Source organism: Corynebacterium sp. UMB10119B, assembly GCF_030228125.1.
Lineage (GTDB): Bacteria > Actinomycetota > Actinomycetes > Mycobacteriales > Mycobacteriaceae > Corynebacterium > Corynebacterium pseudogenitalium.
This window is the reverse complement of the sequence record NZ_JASPBG010000002.1, coordinates 180,662-199,433: the sequence shown is the minus strand read 5'-3', so window position 1 is coordinate 199,433 and position 18,772 is coordinate 180,662. Positions and strand designations below refer to the sequence as shown.

Annotated in this window: 17 protein-coding genes; 6 read left to right on the top strand and 11 right to left on the bottom strand. The window is 59.4% G+C overall.

The features are described 5' to 3' along the window. Positions 1-25: 25 nt before the first annotated feature. The gene (gene typA, locus QP802_RS03255; RefSeq protein WP_070362695.1) at positions 26-1,942 is read right to left on the bottom strand and encodes a translational GTPase TypA; all 1,917 of its coding nucleotides are present in this window, start codon (positions 1,940-1,942) and stop codon (positions 26-28) included. 181 nt (positions 1,943-2,123) lie between these two features. On the opposite strand from typA, the gene QP802_RS03250 reads away from it, so the two are divergent. Next, entirely contained in the window at positions 2,124-2,813 is a 690-nt protein-coding gene (locus QP802_RS03250; protein ID WP_070362696.1) for an Rv1157c family protein, read from the top strand. 7 nt (positions 2,814-2,820) lie between these two features. Next, entirely contained in the window at positions 2,821-3,357 is a 537-nt protein-coding gene (locus tag QP802_RS03245; protein ID WP_070362697.1) for a ribonuclease FAU-1 family protein, read from the top strand. Here the strand turns inward: QP802_RS03245 and QP802_RS03240 are convergent. The 8 genes from QP802_RS03240 to QP802_RS03205 form a co-directional block, all read right to left on the bottom strand. Further along, a complete protein-coding gene (locus QP802_RS03240; protein ID WP_071573335.1) occupies positions 3,354-3,833 on the bottom strand; it encodes a nucleoside/nucleotide kinase family protein in 480 nt (159 codons plus the stop codon). The genes QP802_RS03245 and QP802_RS03240 overlap by 4 nt on opposite strands. 3 nt (positions 3,834-3,836) lie before the next feature. Further along, complete coding sequence (locus QP802_RS03235; protein ID WP_070362699.1) at positions 3,837-4,598, bottom strand: energy-coupling factor transporter transmembrane component T family protein; 762 nt, start codon at positions 4,596-4,598, stop codon at positions 3,837-3,839. Continuing rightward, positions 4,595-5,953, bottom strand: coding sequence for an ABC transporter ATP-binding protein (locus QP802_RS03230; RefSeq protein ID WP_284817590.1), 1,359 nt, complete (start codon positions 5,951-5,953; stop codon positions 4,595-4,597). Before QP802_RS03230 ends, QP802_RS03235 begins: the two co-directional genes overlap by 4 nt. A 5-nt stretch (positions 5,954-5,958) precedes the next feature. Beyond that, positions 5,959-6,558, bottom strand: coding sequence for an ECF transporter S component (locus QP802_RS03225; RefSeq protein WP_256007823.1), 600 nt, complete (start codon positions 6,556-6,558; stop codon positions 5,959-5,961). A gap of 208 nt (positions 6,559-6,766) precedes the next feature. Then, complete coding sequence (locus QP802_RS03220; RefSeq protein WP_070479428.1) at positions 6,767-8,446, bottom strand: dipeptide ABC transporter ATP-binding protein; 1,680 nt, start codon at positions 8,444-8,446, stop codon at positions 6,767-6,769. Beyond that, a complete protein-coding gene (locus QP802_RS03215) occupies positions 8,443-9,408 on the bottom strand; it encodes an ABC transporter permease (RefSeq protein WP_284817589.1) in 966 nt (321 codons plus the stop codon). The genes QP802_RS03220 and QP802_RS03215 overlap by 4 nt, the downstream gene beginning before the upstream one ends. Then, the gene (locus QP802_RS03210; RefSeq protein WP_284817588.1) at positions 9,401-10,327 is read right to left on the bottom strand and encodes an ABC transporter permease; all 927 of its coding nucleotides are present in this window, start codon (positions 10,325-10,327) and stop codon (positions 9,401-9,403) included. Before QP802_RS03210 ends, QP802_RS03215 begins: the two co-directional genes overlap by 8 nt. Positions 10,328-10,445: 118 nt before the next feature. Beyond that, positions 10,446-12,053 (bottom strand): peptide ABC transporter substrate-binding protein, encoded by a 1,608-nt coding sequence (locus tag QP802_RS03205; protein ID WP_284817587.1) that lies wholly within the window; start codon positions 12,051-12,053, stop codon positions 10,446-10,448. A 268-nt stretch (positions 12,054-12,321) separates the two neighbouring features. Between QP802_RS03205 and QP802_RS03200 the strand changes: the two genes are divergently transcribed. The 4 genes from QP802_RS03200 to QP802_RS03185 are packed head-to-tail and all read left to right on the top strand — an operon-like array spanning position 12,322 to position 15,657. Beyond that, positions 12,322-13,230 (top strand): DUF808 domain-containing protein, encoded by a 909-nt coding sequence (locus QP802_RS03200; protein WP_284817586.1) that lies wholly within the window; start codon positions 12,322-12,324, stop codon positions 13,228-13,230. A 12-nt stretch (positions 13,231-13,242) separates the two neighbouring features. Next, positions 13,243-14,130: an EamA family transporter gene (locus QP802_RS03195; RefSeq protein WP_071573332.1), complete on the top strand. Its 888-nt coding sequence runs from the start codon at positions 13,243-13,245 to the stop codon at positions 14,128-14,130. A gap of 38 nt (positions 14,131-14,168) precedes the next feature. Then, complete coding sequence (locus tag QP802_RS03190) at positions 14,169-15,182, top strand: hypothetical protein (protein ID WP_284817585.1); 1,014 nt, start codon at positions 14,169-14,171, stop codon at positions 15,180-15,182. Positions 15,183-15,231: 49 nt separating this feature from the next. Next, a complete protein-coding gene (locus tag QP802_RS03185; protein ID WP_071573330.1) occupies positions 15,232-15,657 on the top strand; it encodes a cupin domain-containing protein in 426 nt (141 codons plus the stop codon). An 18-nt stretch (positions 15,658-15,675) separates the two neighbouring features. Here the strand turns inward: QP802_RS03185 and selB are convergent, their stop codons facing one another. Both selB and selA read right to left on the bottom strand, forming a co-directional pair. After that, complete coding sequence (selB, locus tag QP802_RS03180) at positions 15,676-17,448, bottom strand: selenocysteine-specific translation elongation factor (protein WP_284817584.1); 1,773 nt, start codon at positions 17,446-17,448, stop codon at positions 15,676-15,678. A 7-nt stretch (positions 17,449-17,455) separates the two neighbouring features. Further along, the gene (selA, locus tag QP802_RS03175) at positions 17,456-18,745 is read right to left on the bottom strand and encodes an L-seryl-tRNA(Sec) selenium transferase (protein WP_070479411.1); all 1,290 of its coding nucleotides are present in this window, start codon (positions 18,743-18,745) and stop codon (positions 17,456-17,458) included. Between the last annotated feature and the right edge of the window lie 27 nt (positions 18,746-18,772).

The following is an 18,772-nucleotide window of genomic DNA, read 5'->3' as shown; positions in this document are numbered from 1 at the left end:
TAAATACTACCGCACCAGCGCGTAACTACTTATTGCGCTGCTTTGCACGTGAACGGGCACGGCCACGCTCCGTGGAGTCGAGGATGATCTTACGCACGCGCATCGCCTCCGGAGCGACCTCAACGCACTCGTCCTCGTCGCAGAACTCAATTGCCTCATCCAAGGACAGCGTACGGGCCTTCGCCAGCGTGACGGTCGCGTCGGCGGTTGCGGAGCGCATGTTCGTCAGCTTCTTTTCCTTCGTGATGTTGATGTCCATATCCTCATCACGGTTGTTCGCACCAACGACCATTCCCTCGTAGGTCTCTGCACCAGGCTCCACGAAGAAATCGCCACGGTCCGCGAGCTGCGTCAGCGCGTACGCGGTGACCTGGCCAGAGCGGTCAGCGACCAGCGAACCGGTCGGACGGCCCTTGATCTCGCCCGCCCATGGGCGGTGCTCAATCGAGTAGGAGTTCGCAATGCCAGCGCCACGGGTCTCGGTCAGGAACGTCGTACGGAAGCCAATCAGGCCACGAGCCGGAACATCGAACTCCATGCGAACCCAATCGCCGGAGCCCGTGTTGCCCATTGCCGTCATCTGGCCCTTGCGGGCCGCCATCAGCTGGGTAACAGCACCCTGGTGTTCGGAGGGGACGTCGATAACCATGTGGTCGTACGGCTCGTACACCTTACCGTCGATCTCCTTGGTCACGACCTGCGGCTTACCAACGGTCAGCTCAAAGCCTTCACGACGCATCGTTTCAATCAGCACGGTCAGGGCCATCTCACCGCGTCCTTGCACTTCCCAGGTGTCCGGGCGCTCGGTCGGCAACACCTTGATGGAGACGTTACCGATGAGCTCCTGGTCCAGGCGCGCCTTGACCATGCGGGCGGTCAGCTTATCGCCACCGTTGCGCCCAGCCATCGGCGAGGTGTTCACACCGATCGTCATAGAAATTGCGGGATCGTCAATCTTGATGCGTTCGAGCGGCTCAATGTGGTCGACATCGCACAGCGTGTCACCAATCATGATTTCGTCGATGCCGGAAACAGCGGCAATATCGCCAGCAACTACGCCGTCCTTCGCCGGAACTCGGTCGAGCCCCTCGGTGACCAGCAGCTCGGCAATCTTCACGTTCTTCACGTGCTGCTCACCCTCGGCGTCATAGTGCACCCAAGCAACAGTGTCGCCCTTCTTGACGGTGCCCTTGTACACGCGAATCAGCGCGATACGGCCCAGGAACGAAGAGGAGTCAAGGTTCGTGACCTGCGCCTGCAGCGGTGCATCGATCTCAGCGGAAGGCTCCGGCAGCACGTCGTAGATGACGTTGAACAACGGGAGCAGATCATCATTGTCAGGCAGATTACCGTTGCCTGGGTTCTCGAGCGAAGCCCGGCCAGCGCGACCCGACGTGTACAGCACAGGGAGCTCGAGCAGGTTCTCCGCAGCCTCTGCTGCCTCCGGATCCTCCAGCCCCGCACCAAGCTCGAGCAGCAAGTCCTGGGCCTCTTCAACGACTTCGTCAATGCGGGCATCCGGGCGGTCGGTCTTATTTACGCAGATGATGACCGGCTTCTTCGCTTCCAACGCCTTGCCCAGCACGAAACGAGTCTGCGGCAGCGGGCCTTCGGAGGCGTCGATAAGCAAGACAACGCCGTCAACCATGGACAGGCCACGCTCGACCTCACCACCGAAGTCGGCGTGACCCGGCGTATCGATCACATTAATAACAAGGTCTGTACCGTTCTTGCCCTTCCCCTTGCGGCGGATAGCGGTATTCTTCGCCAAAATGGTGATGCCACGCTCGGACTCGAGCTCGCCGGAATCCATCACGCGGTCACCGTGTTCGCCGTGGTCAGAGAATACGCCGGACTGCTCCAGCATTGCGTTGACCAATGTAGTCTTGCCGTGGTCAACGTGAGCGACAATCGCTACGTTTCGAAATTCAGGATGCGACACTGAAACCGGTGCTCCTTCGCATAGGTGGAAATAACGGTTAAATGCTACTCGCAAAGCACAAAACATGCACCTTGTAGCCCGCTCCCCACTTGACCCTGTTACAAAAGTGACTATTGTGACTAGGGTTATGGCTTTTCGACGGCCACCCTACCTGTCATGCGAAGGAAAGTTAGGTCACCACGTGCGCCCCTCCCACTTCACGCGTCGCGCCGCGATCCGCCTTACTACGCTCTGCGCTGCGTGCGCCCTCGTTACTGCACCACTCGCGAGCGCTCAACAGCCCAGCATCCCGTCATCTCTCTCATCCGCGGTTGATGGACTCGGACGCCCCACGAACAACACCGTTGCTCGCGTCAACCAATTCGCAGATCAACCCTTCGTACCGCCACAGGTAGCTAACGCACTGCGCACCGCCGTAAACTTCTTCGCCGGTACAGGCGAACTTGGCGGCCCGCCACTGCCAAAAGACGCACCGGCGTTTACGCAGTTCTACTGGCCGACGGTCTCTAGTAACTGCATCGGTCCAGGCCTGCACTCCACGGCCTCCGCACTCGTTGTACCTGGACCCGCACCCGCACCAGCCCCAGGCGCCAAAGCTGGGGAAGCCACATTCGTGTTTACCGCCCTCGGTACTCCACCAGCGGCAGAGCGTCAAGGCCTCATGAACGCGTACTGGATCAACCTCAACTCGGGCAAGACCGGTGTAACGCCGCTTGCGAATAATCAGATAAACCCAACAGGACCAACCACCCTGTCCGCAACCGCAAAAACAGGGCCCGGCAAAGTCCTCGCAGTGATCAATGGTGCCGCGCGCACCGAAAACAATGTCTGTCACTTCGCCCCAACAGCAGCACAGTTCAACGTAAGGTAGCCAGCCTATGACCGTCGATCTTCATCCAGTGAAGCAGGAAACCTTCGACATCTCCGCGAAGGTCAACACCGATCCGAAGGGGTTCCTGCGCCAGGTGGATGTCTTCACGACGACCAACTTCGGCCTCTACATGGCCCGAGGCGCAAACCACCCACGGTTTGGATACTTGGAAAGCTGGCTGCTTCCATCGCTTGGTCTCCGCGCAAACATCTTCCACTTCCGCCAAGGCATCGATGTACAACAAGATTTCTACTTCGACGTCGCAGATATCACCGAAACAGATGGCGTCTGGCAGACGCGCGACCTCTACGTCGACCTAGTGTCCCTGACCGGACGTCCGATCGAAGTCCTTGACATCGACGAGCTTGCCGCGGCGACGTCCGCAGGGCTTATCACTGCAGAAGAAGCTGAACGCGCCATGGAAGTGACCCTCAACGCCGTCGAGGGAATTACCCGCCACGGCGACGACGCGATGCGGTGGCTCTCCAGCCTCGGCATCGACCTCACTTGGGCAGAGCGCGTCACGCTCACCCCGGCTGACTAACGCCGCTCAATAGTCACGTCGAAGTAAACGGCACCTCGCCTAGCTCTGTGCTCCTGCTCCTGGGCCGCCCACATATCCCAAAACGGCGCATACCCTGGGTCACGCTGCAACGCCCGCGAACGACGCAGCGACTCTGCCGCCTCTACCCACAGCGTGTTCACACAGCCACGCGCCCGCGCCGCCGCGATCGACGCCTCGGTCACTGCACCAACGCCCTCAATAATAAGGTCGCCTTCTGGGTCAAGGCTGACCCACTCCCCGCGGCGTTGACGCTCCCAGTCCCAACGCCAGTATCCCGGCTCATTGAGCGAAAGTACATCCCGCTCCACAATTCTGGATCCTTCTTCAAGCCCGCTCCAGCCAGGATAAAACTCATCGCAATGCACCACTCGAACGCTGAGCGCAGCACCAATTTGTTCAGCCAATGTGGTTTTGCCGGCGCCGGAGGGGCCGTCGATAAGCAGTGTGTAAGCCATGAGCTACGAGACGCTCCACACTGGCCGGAAGTACCCAGTGGCAACTGAAAGCCCCAGCGCGACGCACGCGACAGCGATGCATACAACCATGACAACCCAATCGCGCCTGGTAAGCCGCGACTCTCGAGCCCACGTACGCTTTTGCGGGCCGCCGAATGCGCGAGCCTCCATCGCGGTAGCAAGCTTGCCTGCCCTGCGCAGAGACATCACCAGCAAGCCGAAGGCCAACGAAAACCAATACTTCACGCGTCCCGTATCAGCAATGCCACGGGCACGGCGCGCCATTCGCATCGCCTCAACATCCTCACGAAGCAGCGTCAACATACGAAACGCAGCGACTGATCCCAGAACGAAGCGCTCTGGCAGCTTCAACACCTGGGACAGCCCATCGCCAAGATCCGTTGGATCCACGTGCGCAGACAACACAATGACGGGCAGCGCAATGGCAAACACGCGAAGCACCATTGATAATGCGAGCGAAATGGACAGCTCCGTCACATGGATGAGACCCCACTCAAGGTAGGTTTCCCCACCTGACTGGCCGTATAGCGCCATCGGGATACCCGCGAGCGGGGCAACAACAAGAATTGGTAACGCGCGTTTGAAAAACGTCCTAAATGACAGCCCGCACAGCGGCACGACTGCCAGCGTAAACGCAATGGCGACAACTGCAGAAACCCAATCGATCGTCACCATAAGCGGTGTAGTCAGCAACGCCAATCCCAGAATCCGCGTTACCGGATTCACCCCATTGAGCACGTTCATTCCCGCACCCCGCCTTCCGCATTCGTCTCGTTGCGCAGCTCCTCCATATGGTCGCCCAACGAACTGACGAAGGCCTCATCGTGAGTAATCGAGATGATGGTTTTCCCCTCGTTGGCCAACTCGCGGATCAACGAAACTACCTCTACAAAGGTTTTGTCATCCTGCCCAAAGGTCGGCTCATCAAGAATGAGGAGCTCAGGGGCATTCACTAGCGCAGTCGCTACCGAAAGCCTGCGCTTCTCTCCTCCTGAAAGTGTAAAGGGATTCGCTGCCACTACGTGTTCAAGCTTCAGTCGTTGCAACAGCTCATCGACGCGATGTGCCGACGCACCCGACAACGCAACTTCGTCGCGCACATTCGCGGTCACGAACTGATGCTCCGGTTCCTGGAACACATAACCAATCCGTTGGGCCAAGTCCTTCGACTTCCAGCGGTGCGACGGTGTAGTCAGCCCGCTTCGAATCCGCGGCGAGTACTCCAAAGTGCCACTGAGTGGCGCGACGAGCCCGGCGAGCGCTTGCACAAGCGTCGTCTTTCCAACGCCGTTCTTGCCTGTAATCACGGTAGAAAAGCCCTCTGGTACCGCGATGTTGCGGGGTGAACCGAATGCAACCCGGAGATTCTCAGTGCGTAGCGCGCTTACCGCGCTGGCAGGGACCTTCAACGCTGGCGGCAACTGCGGTGGCATTGGGAGCTGATCCGGGCCGCTGGCCTGTAGCCCATCCGCGGTGAGGTGGTAGAACGTGTCCACGAAGCCTACCCAGTGTGCAGGTCGGTGCTCCACCACAATCAAGGTCGCCCCTGTGCGGCGACACACGGCATCGACTGCCCGCACAACATCGTCGCGCCCTTCCGGGTCAAGGTTTGCCGTCGGCTCATCCAGCAAGATGATATCGGCACCCATGGCCAATACTCCCGCCAATGTGAGTCGCTGCTTCTGCCCACCAGAAAGATGCGCGGTGTTGTGGTCCAACGGCACATCCAGGCCCACTGCATCCAGCGCAGCGCGCACACGGGGCCAGATTTCCTCTGGCGGAATCCCCATATTCTCGGCACCAAACGCAACGTCGTCGCCAACGCGAGTCAAAATCGTTTGTGCCTCTGGGTCCTGCATCACCATGCCAACCGTGCCGTTGACACTCACGGTGCCAAGAACTTGGCCTTCCTCACCATCTGCCGCCAACCCAGCTAAAACGGCAAGCAGCGTTGACTTGCCAGCGCCAGAGTCTCCCGTGAGCAGCACGCGCTCCCCACGAGAGACGGTTAAGTCCGCCCCGGTAAACGCAGGCTTCGGGCGAGTCGCGTGTTTATAGCCCAGGCCCTGTGCTTGGATGACCTGGTCCCCCGTAGCCACCGAGGCTACACCTCCTGTTGGAACCGCTCGCGTCCTGCACCGAAGCGGTCAAGCGCACCAGTCTTGGCTAGAGCATCAACCAAGAGTTTTGAAACAATACCAGCAAGCAACGCGCCCGATACCAGCATGCAGCTGAGGTAAATCACGTTGAACGCCAGGCCCATCGCGAAGTTGGCAGACAGGAACAGCTCAAGCACGAACGCGCCCACTGCGCTGCCCATACCGGCAAGCACCGCCACAGTCGTCGAAAACTTCTTGTAGGCGAAGATCAGGAACACGATCTCTGCACCGAGACCCTGTGCCAATCCTGAATACAGCGTCTCGATCCCCCACTGGCTTCCGATGACCGCGGACACAGACGCCGCCAGCACTTCCACGAACACCGCAGCGCCAGGCTTGCGAATTACCAACCCACCAAGCGTGCCACCGAGGAACCAGATACCGGTGAACAGGCCACCAAGCCCCGGGGTGAGCGCATCAAAGGCCTTAAATCCTGCGTACCCGACGCTGTTCCACATCCAAAAAATGAGCCCGCATGCCACCCCCAAAACGGCTGCAGTAACAATATCAATGACACGCCACGAATGGCTTCCACGCGTATTCATACGCTTACATTCCTTCCTAAACGCCGGCATTACCCGGATCAGGTTCAACGGTTCGCTTGTGCATCTCAGCCTTCGCTTTTCTCTCCAACGAAGACACCCGTGTATGAAGTTGTGACAATACTGTACATTCCCTAAACGCTACGCCACAATCGCAGTATTCATCGCTGCGATTGTGGCGTAACGCACGAAACAAATCAGCAGGTGGGACCTACTCTCCTACCCCCAATTCAATGTTGAGACCAGGCACCGAATTAATCAGGTTCTGTGTATACGGATCCTGAGGGTTATCGAAGATGTCATCGGCCCGGCCCTGCTCCACTGCCTTACCCTGCCGCATCACCACGATGTCATCAGCAGTCTGGCGAACCACCGCTAGGTCGTGAGTGATGAACAGATATGAAAGGCGCATCTCCTCCTGCAGCTGAGTCAGCAACTGGAGAATCTGGTTTTGAACGAGCACGTCCAGCGCCGAAACAGCCTCGTCAAGGACAATCACTTCCGGGCCCAATGCCATCGCACGTGCAATTGCGATGCGCTGGCGCTGCCCACCGGATAGCTCATTCGGGTATCGACGCATCGCCGATCGCGGCATCTGCACCAGATCAAGCAGCTCGGCGACTCGCGCCTCGCGCTCCTTTCGGTTACCGACCTTGTGCAGCGTCAGCGGTTCCTCGATGCAGCGGTAAATGGAATACATCGGGTCCAGCGACCCATATGGATTCTGGAACACCACCTGCATTTTGCGGCGCATTTCAAACAACTCGCGCCCTTTAAGCTTCGCGATATCTTGTCCTTCAAACAAGACACGGCCACTCGTTGGCTCCAAGAGGCGAAGCGCCATGTTCGCCACCGTGGACTTACCGGAGCCGGACTCACCGACGAGCGCAAGCGTTGTGCCACGGCGAACATCGAACGTGACGTCGTCTACAGCACGAAGCACCTTCTGCTTGCCCTTCTGCCCGCGGACGTCGAACTCTTTCACCAAGTTCTGCACGCTCAGCACCACTTCTTCGGAGTCGTGGTGACCCGAGGCGAGCTCCTCGCTGGACTCAATGCCCTGAGCTTTCGCGCTCTGGATACGAGCGGATGCCAAGGAAGGCGCGGCAGTAACGAGGCGCTTCGTGTACGGGTGCTGCGGGTTGCGCAGAATCTGCAGGCTCGGACCTTTTTCAACGATGCGTCCGCGGTGCATGACTAGCAGGTGATCCGCGCGCTCGGCGGCCAGTCCCAAGTCGTGCGTGATGAACAGCAGCGCTGTGCCGAGTTCCTCCGTCAGCGTCTCCAGGTGGTCGAGAATCTTCTTCTGCACCGTCACATCCAACGCGGATGTTGGCTCGTCGGCAATCAACAACTCTGGGCGTGCCGCGAGACCGATAGCGATGAGCGCACGCTGTCGCATACCACCCGAAAACTCGTGCGGGTACTGTTTGGCGCGGCGTTCGGCCTCTGGAAGTCCCGCTTCCTCGAGCAGTTGGACGACGCGTGCGTGACGTTCAGAGCCCTCCACAACATGGTTTGCGCGGAGGGACTCCTCTACCTGTGTGCCAATCCTCCACACTGGATTGAGGTTGCTCATCGGGTCCTGTGGCACCAGACCAATCTTGTTACCCCGGACCTTCTGCCACCCCTTCTCATCAAGCTCGGTGAGCTCTTCACCGTTGAGCTTGATGGAACCATTGGTGACCTTGCCTGTTCCGGGCAACAATCCCAGGATGGACATCGCTGCAGTGGACTTTCCCGACCCGGACTCGCCCACGATAGCGATCGACTGGCCTGGATACACCGTCAGGTCGAAGTCACGCACCGCTTCGACAACACCGGTAGTTGACTCGAATGTAACTTTCAGGTCCGCTATCTCGAGTAGCGGTTGATCTTGTAACTCGCTCATCGTTTCCTCGATTTAGGGTCAAGGGCGTCGCGTACGGCGTCACCCATCATGATGAAGCTCAGCACTGTCAGTGCCAAAGCAATTGCAGGGTAGAACAGCACCATGGGCTGGGTCCTCAGGGATGCCTGTGCGGCAGAAATATCGCCGCCCCACGACACGACTGTCGTCGGCAAACCGATGCCGAGGAACGACAGCGTTGCCTCTGCGACGATGAACGTACCCAGCGCGACGGTAGCGTACACAATGATCGGTGCTGCCGCGTTGGGCAAGATATGCGAGAAGATAATCCGCACGTCACTCGCACCCAATGCGCGGGCGGCAGTCACAAACTCGTCGTTTTTCACACCCATCACCGCGCCTCGCGCGATTCTCGCGATCTGCGTCCAACCGAACATAGAGAGCGCGAACACCACCATCCAGATGGAGCGCTGGTTCTGGAACATGGACATCACCACGATCGCTGCCAGCACGAGTGGTACAGCGAAGAAGATATCCGTCAGGCGAGACAGCAAGGTGTCCCAGATACCGCCGTAGAAACCGGCGATCGCGCCGATCAGCGAACCTAGGACCGTCACGACGATCGTAGTAAGCACACCGACTGTGACCGATGCTCGCGCACCATAAATCGTGCGAGCGTAAATGTCACAGCCTTGACGGTCAAAGCCAAACGGGTGACCGGACTCCGGCGCGCCAAGTGAGCGCGACAACATGCACTCACGCGGGTCCACGCTAGTAAACAGGCCCGGCACCAAGGCAAGCAGAATGGCGAACAAAATCAGGAGTGCGGATACCCAAAACAGAGGACGGCGTCGCAACGCGCGCCAGGCCTCGCCCCACTGGCTTGCAGGAGCGGACTCGTCCTGGACTGCGTCAACAGCACCGAGTCCGGTTTCGTCCGTTTCCGCGATGAAATACTCCTGCCCAGCGCGGGCAGCTGCTGTGAGATCTTGAGAGTTATGCATAGCGGATCCTTGGGTCAAGTACTGCGTAGAGCAGGTCAACTATCAGGTTGGCAACGATGTAGATGATCACCAGCACGGTGGTAAAGGACACGACTGTCGCGGGCTCACCTTTAATGATGGCCTGGTAGATCGTGCCACCGACACCGTTGATACCGAAGATGCCTTCTGTCACAATCGCACCGCCCATGAGCGCGCCGAGGTCAGCACCCAAGAACGTCACCACTGGGATGAGGGAGTTTCGCAGCACATGGCGGGACATCACTGTGCCCTTAGACAGACCCTTAGCACGTGCGGTGCGCACATAGTCCGCGCGGAGGTTATCGCTGATGGATTGTCTGGTCAACCGAATCACGTACGCGCACGATAAGGCGCCCAACACGACGGCCGGCATCAACAAGGCAATGAAAGACTCATTCCTGCCCACTGTCACGGGGAGCAAGCCCCACCGCACGCCCACGAGGTACTGCAGCACGAAGCCGATGACAAAGGACGGCACTGCGATTACGAACAGGGACACAACCAGCACGGTCGAATCAAAAATTCCACCGCGGCGGGTTCCTGCGAAGAATCCGAAGAGAATGCCGAAGAACGCCTCAAACGCGAGCGCCATCAGGCCGAGCTTGATGGTCACCGGAAACGCATTTGCCATCACAGAGGCGACGGGCTGGCCAGAGAAAGTCTTTCCGAAGTCGCCAACCATAATGCCCTTCAGATAGAGCAGGTACTGGACGATGAAAGGTTTATCGAGGTTGTATTCGGCTTCAATGCGCGCTCTCGCGGCCTCGGTCAAGCCACGATCGCCGCCGAGGGCCTGGACAGGATCACCGGGCATGAGGAACACCAGCGCATAGAGCAGCAGCGTGGCCCCAAAGAACACGGGAATCATCTGAAGGAGCCGTCGCCCGATATATCGCAACATGGTTGCAGGCTCTCCTTAATTCTTCGTTTTGAACATGAGCTTATGGACGCACCCAAACCCAACACCCCGCATGCTTGTACGCAGGCGGGGTGGGATGGGTCAGAGCGTAGGGGTTTTGTTACTTCTTGGTGATTTGCGTGTACACCGGAACGGACTTCCAGTTGAACGCGACGTTCTCAACGTTCTCCGAGGAGCCACCGTTGACGTTCGCGTACCACAGCGGAACTGCCGGCAAGTCCTTCAGGAGCTGCTCCTGCACCTTGTTGTAGATAGGTGTAGCGGCCTCGACGTCGCCCGCAGCAGCGGCTTCCTTCAGCAGGTTGTCCACCTCAGGGTTAGCGTAGTCACCGTCGTTGGAACCACCATTGGAGGCGTACAGCGGGCTCAGGAAGTTACCCAGCGATGGGTAGTCTGCCTGCCAGCCGGTACGGAATGCGCCCTTGATGGTCCTATTCGTGACGTCATCACGCAGGGACTTGAAGTCCGGGTATGCGTTGCCAACTGCATCGATGCCAAGGGTGTTGCGGATGGAGTTTGCAACTGCATCGACCCATGCCTGGTGGCCGCCATCAGCGTTGTAGGACAAGGAGAACTCGCCGGTGAATGGTTTGATCTTGTCTGCTTCAGCCCACAGGCGCTTCGCTTCCTCTGGGTTGTACTCGAGCACCTCTGCCCCGTTGAGCGAATCAGAGTGGCCAGGGATGACTGGCGAGGTGAAGTCGGTCGCCGGGGTGCGGGTGCCCTGGAAGATCGTCTTCGTGATTTCATCACGGTCGATCGCCATCGAGATAGCTTGACGACGCAGCTGCCCTTCCTCACCGTTGAAGTGCTCCAGGTTCTCCGGAATGGTGAAGGACTGGAAGATAGCCGAAGGCTGATTTACTGCGCGGTCACCCAATTCCGTTTCGTAGCTTGCGAATGCGGAATCTGGAATAGCGTCGAGGACGTCCAGGTTGCCCGCGAGCAGGTCAGCGTATGCAGCATCCTGCTGTGCGTAGAAAACGAAAGTCACGCCATCGTTCTGCGGCTTCTTGTCGCCGGCGTATTCTTCATTCGGAACGATGGTTGCGTCCTGGTTGTGGTTCCACTCCGCCAGCTTGTACGGGCCGTTGGAAATTGGGTTCTCACCGTAGGCGTCGATGTCTTCGAACGCCGAAGGGTGCATTGGGAAGAACGCGGAGTAGCCAAGGCGGGTTGGGAAGTCTGCCTCAGGCTGGCTCAGCTCGATGGTAAAGGTCTTATCGTCGATGACGTTGAGGCCCTCAAGGGTTGGCACGCCTTCTGGGTCGTAGCCCTTGATGGATTCAAAGAAGCTCTCGCCGAGCAGCGAATTCGCAACGATGTAGTTCCATGCGTCAACAAAGTCGTTCGCCGTAACTGGAGTTCCGTCCTGCCACTTGATGCCGTCCTTCAGCGTGACTTTGTAGAGGGTGTCGCCCTCAAGGTCGATGGACTCTGCAAGGTCGTTATGGGTCTTACCCTCAGTGTCGTAGTAGACGAGGCCAGAGAAGATCTCGTCGATGATGCGACCGCCACCGACCTCATTCGTATTGCCCGGGATGAGCGGGTTCTGCGGCTCCGAGCCGTTTACCAACACATAGTTGTCGCCACCGGTCGACTCACTCTGACCGCTTGCGGCCTCGTCGTTGCCGGATCCACCACACGCAGCCAATCCGAGTGTGAGGGTTCCTACCGCCAAGATCGCTGCAGCTTTTACTGTACGCACAGCGCCTCCTTCAGATTGTTGTTAGCTAGCTTCAATTACCTTCACTCAAGTGGACTACATCACACCTGATGAGATGCATTCTATTCCACCACATAAGATTGCGACATTGGTAAATAATTCAGGTTTCTGACATGGTTCTACACTTTTGGGGGTGCTTACTGACAGCCTTTTCACAGTTCCTTCGCCCTTGAGCGCATAAAGGTATCTAGAGAGCGCCGTGTAGACTTTCGGTCGCCCACCGCAACGATTCCTAGGAAGGGAAATACACATGGCCGGAGGTCTCCTCGCCCTCTTTGACGACGTCGCCCTCATCGCCAGAACCGCAGCTTCTTCTGCAGACGATGTGGCTTCCCTCACGGCGAAAACGTCTGCCAAAGCCGCAGGTGTCGTCATCGACGACGCCGCCGTCACGCCCCAATACGTTTCCGGCGTCACCCCGGCGCGCGAGCTTCCAATGATCTGGAAGATCACGAAAGGTTCACTACGGAACAAGTTGCTCATCATTTTGCCAATCGCGTTAGCACTCAATGCGTTTGCTCCGTGGGCGCTCGTGCCAATTTTGATGATTGGTGGCGCGTATTTGTGCTTCGAGGGCGCCGAGAAGATCGTGCACAAACTAACCAGCGATACCAAGGTTGACGAAGATGCGGCCGTACACCGTACTGCTCATGACGAAGATGCACTCGTGAAAAGCGCAATTCGAACAGACCTCATCTTGAGCGCGGAGATCATGATCATCGCGCTCGACGAGGTCGCCGATCAATCTATTTGGATGGAAGCTGCCGTGCTCATTGCGGTGGGCATTTTTATCACCCTTGCGGTCTACGGTGCAGTGGCACTCCTGGTCAAGATCGATGACATTGGCCGCGCAATGATTCAGCGCGATCGTGCAGCGGGGCTGGGGCGCGCGATGGTGAAATCCATGCCCGCTGTGCTCTCAGCCATCGGCGTGATCGGCACCGTGGCGATGCTGTGGGTTGGTGGGCACCTCATCCTTCGTGGTCTGGACGAAGTTTTCGGACTGCATGTGATCCATGAGGTGATCGAACGCGCCGTGAACGCCGTGCATAACGGTGTCCTTGGTTGGTTCGTGGAGACTGGGATTTCTCTGACCGCGGGCCTGGTAGTTGGCCTGATCGTGGTCGGTGTGGTGTCCGCGATTCGGCGCGTCCGGTAAGGGGGAGGTTCCATGGCAGCGCGCTCGACCCGTACGTTGGTTCGCCCCATTGGCCTTATCTTCGTTGGGTCCCTGGGCAATCAGGTCTCCGCGTTGCTAGCTGCTTCCCTGTTCGTCGTCGCTAGTACCGTCAGCATTTCAACACTGCGCTTCTTGCTGGGCGCCGTTATTCTTCTCGTACTTTTTCGGCCGAACCCTGGTGAGATGTCGAAAGAGCAGTGGAAGCAGGCATTCATCTTCGGCGCGTCGATCGCGCTGATGAATCAGTTTTTGTACGCAGCTATCGCACGTATCCCCCTGGGTGCTGCAATCACTATCGATTTCTTGGGCCCGTGCTGCGTGACATTTTTTGGTATTCGGCAATGGTGGATTCGGCTGTGGGCGCTGGTTGCTCTCGCCGGGGTTGCATTGATTGCTGGGCCTTCGTCGGGGCTCAATCCCCTGGGAGTGGTGTTCGCGTTGTGCGGCGCCGCGTTCTGCGCGCTCTACACAATCTTCGCGGAAAAGGTGGGCAAGTCCTCGGGTGGAATGGGAGAGCTTGCAATCGCAATCACGATCGCAGCTCTGCTTACGTTGCCTTTTTCAATTCATGATGCAGTCAGGCTCGATGCGCATAGCTGGATGCTCCTGACGTTGGCGGGCTTCGTTGGCGTCGTCATCCCCTATATGGCGGACACGCTGGCTGCACGGTTTACATCGGCGCAGATTGTCGGCACGTTGTTCGCGATGGAGCCGGTGCTGGGCACGGTTCTCGGCGTGGTGTTTCGCGGTGACGTGCTCACTCCCCATCTGGTGTTAGGTATCTTGTGTGTCACGGTCGCGGGTGTTGTAATCGCATGGTTTGGCGCTGCTCCCCCACCGCCTGTTGAACAGGCCCCGCGGCGCTGGCCGCAGCAATGAGGTTGTGACTTTTTGGATGCAGATAGGAGTATGACGCTGTGGAACTCTCTCTCCCCGTGTACCCGCTTGCGCCATCGACGTGGGGCGCCGGCGAGGAGGTGACTGTCGTTGACGTCGTGCAGTCGCCTTTGTTTGCTGAATTCGGCGGCACGCGCCACACGTCATACGTGCCGGTAGTGCTCGAGCCAAACGCGGTCGAGGAGAGCTGGCGGGTGCGCAGGCTCGGCCATGGCATTGTCGGAGAAATTTCTCAGTTCGATAGGGCCCGCTATGTCGACCTGGAGCGGATCCACAAGTCTCAGCTCCTGCCGGTGACTTTAGCTGCGGTCAAGTTCGACGCCGAGCAAGGCAAATTCGCTGTTGATGTAATTCTGCCGCCGCCCCAGCTGGCGGTACCGCGCAACAACGCAGGTCTGCATAGCCTGGTACTGCCAAGTGGTGACATGGCTATCATCGATACGGAACGGGGCGAGTTCAGCGCAGAGCAGCTCGCAAGTCTCGCGCCGGGCCAGTGGTTTGTTGGACTACAAACCGCGGGTGACGCCGACGTCGTAGTGACGTTGGGTGAGCGCGTGCTCGGCTGCGTCTCGGCAGCTGACCTTGACGGTGTTCGTGCCATGCTTCTCGACGCCCCTTCGCCCGACAACGGATGTGTAGTCGCCCGCGCATTTTTCTTGGATGGCATGGCGGCCCTCGACATTGCTGATTATTCAGACGCAGCAGACCCGATGTGGCTGCACGTGCCTGACCTCACACACTCTGGCCCGGACGGTGGGAAACAATTTGAAACGGTTCAGTTCCCCGACGGCTCGTGGGCTGTCACCGTTGATCGTTCCCGTGCCGCAGTTCCTACCCGGCCGCGAACGAACACTCAGGGTGCTGAGCCTGCACCGCTGGTGGACATCGACGTCGTGGAGGACGAAGAGGCGTCGATACTTGCTGAGACAGCTACTGCTGAGCCCCCTAGCAGCGACGACGGCGATTACCTGACCGAGGTTCAAAAAGCACGGCGGCGCCGCAGCCAAGACGCAGGCCGGCACCGCAAGCCCTAAAGCGCGCTATGCTGTGGAGTGAAACCGAACCTATTTGCGAGGAGGAATCATGTCCAAGATTTTGCGCACTGACCACGGGCCGAACCCAGTTACGTTCGACATTGAGCAGGCAACGCTTGATAACGATGCATTTCGTGACACTCTGTGGACCGGAAAGCACCTTCAGCTGACGGTCATGAGCATCCCAGCAGGTGGCGAGATTGGCGCAGAGATTCACGACGATCACGACCAGTTCATTCGCGTCGAATCCGGCAAGCTGCGCGCGATGATCGGCCCATCCGAAGACAATCTGACTGTTGACAAGGTCATCGGCGACGATGACGCAGCGTTCGTTCCTGCTGGCCAGTGGCACAACTTCGTGAACGAGTCCGACGCCCCGGCGAAGGTGTACTCAATCTACGCCGCTCCAGAGCATAAGCCTGGCACTGTCCACGAGACGAAGGCCGACGCGGACGCAGACGAGCACGAACACTAGAACAGCCGAACGAGGCTGCTACGTCAGTACTCGAACACCCGCCTCTATCTGGCGGGTGATTCCGCGTGCGTCTAGAAGCTCGAGCAGCGGGATGGCAACGCGGCGGGTCGTTTCGAGCGCCTGGCGCGCGTCCGTCGTGCGGAAAGGCTGAGGCAAGTCCCGCAGCCTCGCGGTTGCAAGCGTGATCGCATCTGCGGCAACGACTACGCCGCCACCGAGTCGTAGAATCCTTCCGGCCCGCTCCGCTGCCGCAAGCTCTTTCGCCCCCAGGCCGAGCCGTTCGAGATCGCGCGCCTCGGGCGCCTTAAATGGATGGGCACGAAGCTGCGCCTCGAGTTTCTGGACCCCTGGCTCTGCCTCCCCAAGATTGACCTCGGCGGTGTTGCAGACGTACCCGTCGCGAGTGTTGAGTTTCGCAGCGGCGACAGCAAGCGGCAACAGCTTCGCGTCTGGCAGATGCAGAGCTTCCACGGCCGCGCCAGTAGCTAACCCAGCCGACAGTGGATGCGCCGCAAGGTGTGCTTGCAATGCCTGCAGCAACGTGTCTTTCCACTCCATTACCTGCTGCGCGCGGATCCAGTACCCGGCAAACGCCACGGTACCTTGCGGAGGCTTATCGCCGACCTCAAATCCAAGGCTTGCCAACAGTTCTGGCCGCACGGCCACCCGTCTGGCGATCTCCACGTTGATATCCGGCAGCTCCTCAAGCTGCGCCGAGCGCCTCCGCCCGTCGCCGCGCCGAGGAAGGGCGGGCGGGTCGACGTCGATAGCCTCTACCCCGCCGAGAATTTGCTGCGCACCGGAGCCTCGCAGCACCAACCGGTCCCCGATGCTCAGCACCAGGTCGTGCTCGAGGATGAGCCTGGCGTGCTTTGCACCGAACGGTCGCACTTTCGCGCTGACTCCTGCAGTACCGACGTGCACCACAACCTCCTGCGGCACGTCGTTCAGTGCAGCCCCGTGGGTATGGCGCACATCCACCACAGAGGTCGTGTGCCACTTCTCTGGCGTGCACAGCGCCGCGCCACGCGAAACTTCGTCGACGCTCACTCCGCGAAGGTTGAGCGCGACGCGCATCGTCGGCTTGGCTTCTTCAACTGCGGTGTCCTCCGACTGGATACCACGCACGGTGACTTCGCGTTGACCTGCAGCGGTCTGTAGCGTCAGCGTCTGCCCAGGTTGAATTGTTCCGTTGGTGAGCGTCCCCGTAACAACGGTGCCGGCGCCTTTGATGTGAAACGCCCTGTCGACCCACATCCGGATTCGCCCGGCAGGGTCCGCCGTCGGCTGTTGCCGCAGCATCGTCATAAGCGCGCTCCTGAGTTCTTCAACCCCCTCGCCCGTCTTGGCAGAAACTTCGACGACAGGCCAACGCTCCATACTGGTACCAGCGACATTCCGTCGAGTTTCTTCAGCCACAGCTTGTCGACGCCCAGCATCCGCCTTATCCACCCGTGTCATCGCGATAACACCGTGCTGGACGCCGAACGCGTCGATAGCGTCCCGATGGTCCAATGTTTGCTGCATCCAGCCCTCGTCCGCAGCGACGACAAACAAGACATCCGTGACTGGCCCAACACCCGCGAGCATGTTCGCGATGAAGCGCTCGTGCCCGGGGACGTCCACGAACGCGATGTCTTCGCCATCGACGTTGGTCCACACGAACCCGAGGTCGATCGTGAGCCCCCGGTCTTTCTCTTCCTCCCAGCGGTCCGGTTCCATTCCGGTAAGCGCTTTGACCAGGGTGGACTTTCCATGGTCGACGTGGCCAGCTGTCGCAACTACAAACACGTAACACTCAGTCCTTTCCTTGGGCCGCTCGAATCGCGGCTGCGATCTCGTGGTCGCGCTCGGGTGGCACGCAGCGCAGGTCAATCAACAACTCATTCTCGTGGACACGTCCGAGCACAACCGGGGTACCTGCCCGTAGCGGGGCTGCCAACGACTGATCAAGCGCAACAGCCCAACCGGGCAGTGGGAAGCCCGGCGCGCCGCCTCCTCCAACGCGGCCGTCGTGCGGAACCACACTGCCTCCAACCTCCGCTGCAATCGCTACTGCGCGGGCTTTGAGCTGGTCGGAGTTTGCGTGTAGGTAGTCGTGGACTGGTGTGCTGGCGATGTTCAGGCTTGCCTCCAGCGCCGCGAGGCGCAGCTTGTCGATGCGCACTGCGCGCGCCAGCGGGTGCCGCTTCAGCTTCGCAATGGCGTTCTTCGTTCCGACCATAACGCCCGCTTGTGGCCCACCAAGTAGTTTGTCGCCGGAAAACAGCACCACGTCCGCGCCATCGCGCAAAGCTGTGGTGGCATCTGGCTCGTCCGGCAGCAGTGGATCAGGGTGAAGCAGGCCCGAGCCGATGTCAGCGATCAGGGCGCAGCCGCGGGGCCGGACAAGCTCGCGAAGCTGCGCGATAGTGGTCTCCGCGGTAAACCCGTGCACCCTGTAGTTCGAGGGATGCACCTTCAGCACCGCTCCCGCGTTGTCGAGCGCCCGCTCATAGTCGAAAGGATGCGTACGGTTTGTCGCGCCGACTTCAACCAAAGACACTCGTGCGCTCTCAATGAGCTCAGGCAGGCGGAACCCCGCCCCAATCTCGATAAGTTCGCCGCGAGAGATAACGACGTCACGCCCCTCGGCGAACGTAGCCACGGCAAGGAGTAACGCCGCTGCGCCATTATTTACTACCAGCGCGTCCTCCGCCGCTGGACATGCAGCCAGGATTGCATCCGTGGCGGCCCTGCCTCTATCGCGGGAGCGAACGCCTGCTGCGAGGTCCATCTCTACATCCACATATTGCGCGGCATCCACCATCGCGTCTATTGCCTGCGGGGCAAGCGGTGCTCTGCCGATGTTGGTGTGCACAACCACGCCTGTTGCGTTGAGGACTGGCGTCAGGGACCCGGGGTGGCGTCGACAAGCGTGGAGAAACTCCGGGGTGACCTCTTCAGGGGTGATCTCGCCGTCGCGGGCGCGCTGCTGCAACTTCCCTGCGAGCGCCTTAAGCGCGTGTGGCGCCAACGCGGTGTGCTCCTGCGCTGCAAGCGTAAGCAGTGCGTCTGTGCGAGGGATTCGACGGCGAGGATCATTCATGTGCTTCCCCTTACAACAACACAACGT

Bases quoted from the DNA above. Each gene is read 5' to 3' on its own strand.
- QP802_RS03210 (WP_284817588.1), bottom strand. From the start codon at position 10,327: ATGTTGCGATATATCGGGCGACGGCTCCTTCAGATGATTCCCGTGTTC.
- QP802_RS03200 (WP_284817586.1), top strand. From the start codon at position 12,322: ATGGCCGGAGGTCTCCTCGCCCTCTTTGACGACGTCGCCCTCATCGCC.
- QP802_RS03245 (WP_070362697.1), top strand. From the start codon at position 2,821: ATGACCGTCGATCTTCATCCAGTGAAGCAGGAAACCTTCGACATCTCC.
- QP802_RS03225 (WP_256007823.1), bottom strand. From the start codon at position 6,558: ATGAATACGCGTGGAAGCCATTCGTGGCGTGTCATTGATATTGTTACT.
- QP802_RS03240 (WP_071573335.1), bottom strand. From the start codon at position 3,833: ATGGCTTACACACTGCTTATCGACGGCCCCTCCGGCGCCGGCAAAACC.
- QP802_RS03195 (WP_071573332.1), top strand. From the start codon at position 13,243: ATGGCAGCGCGCTCGACCCGTACGTTGGTTCGCCCCATTGGCCTTATC.
- QP802_RS03220 (WP_070479428.1), bottom strand. From the start codon at position 8,446: ATGAGCGAGTTACAAGATCAACCGCTACTCGAGATAGCGGACCTGAAA.
- QP802_RS03215 (WP_284817589.1), bottom strand. From the start codon at position 9,408: ATGCATAACTCTCAAGATCTCACAGCAGCTGCCCGCGCTGGGCAGGAG.
- QP802_RS03185 (WP_071573330.1), top strand. From the start codon at position 15,232: ATGTCCAAGATTTTGCGCACTGACCACGGGCCGAACCCAGTTACGTTC.
- selA (WP_070479411.1), bottom strand. From the start codon at position 18,745: ATGAATGATCCTCGCCGTCGAATCCCTCGCACAGACGCACTGCTTACG.
- QP802_RS03235 (WP_070362699.1), bottom strand. From the start codon at position 4,598: ATGAACGTGCTCAATGGGGTGAATCCGGTAACGCGGATTCTGGGATTG.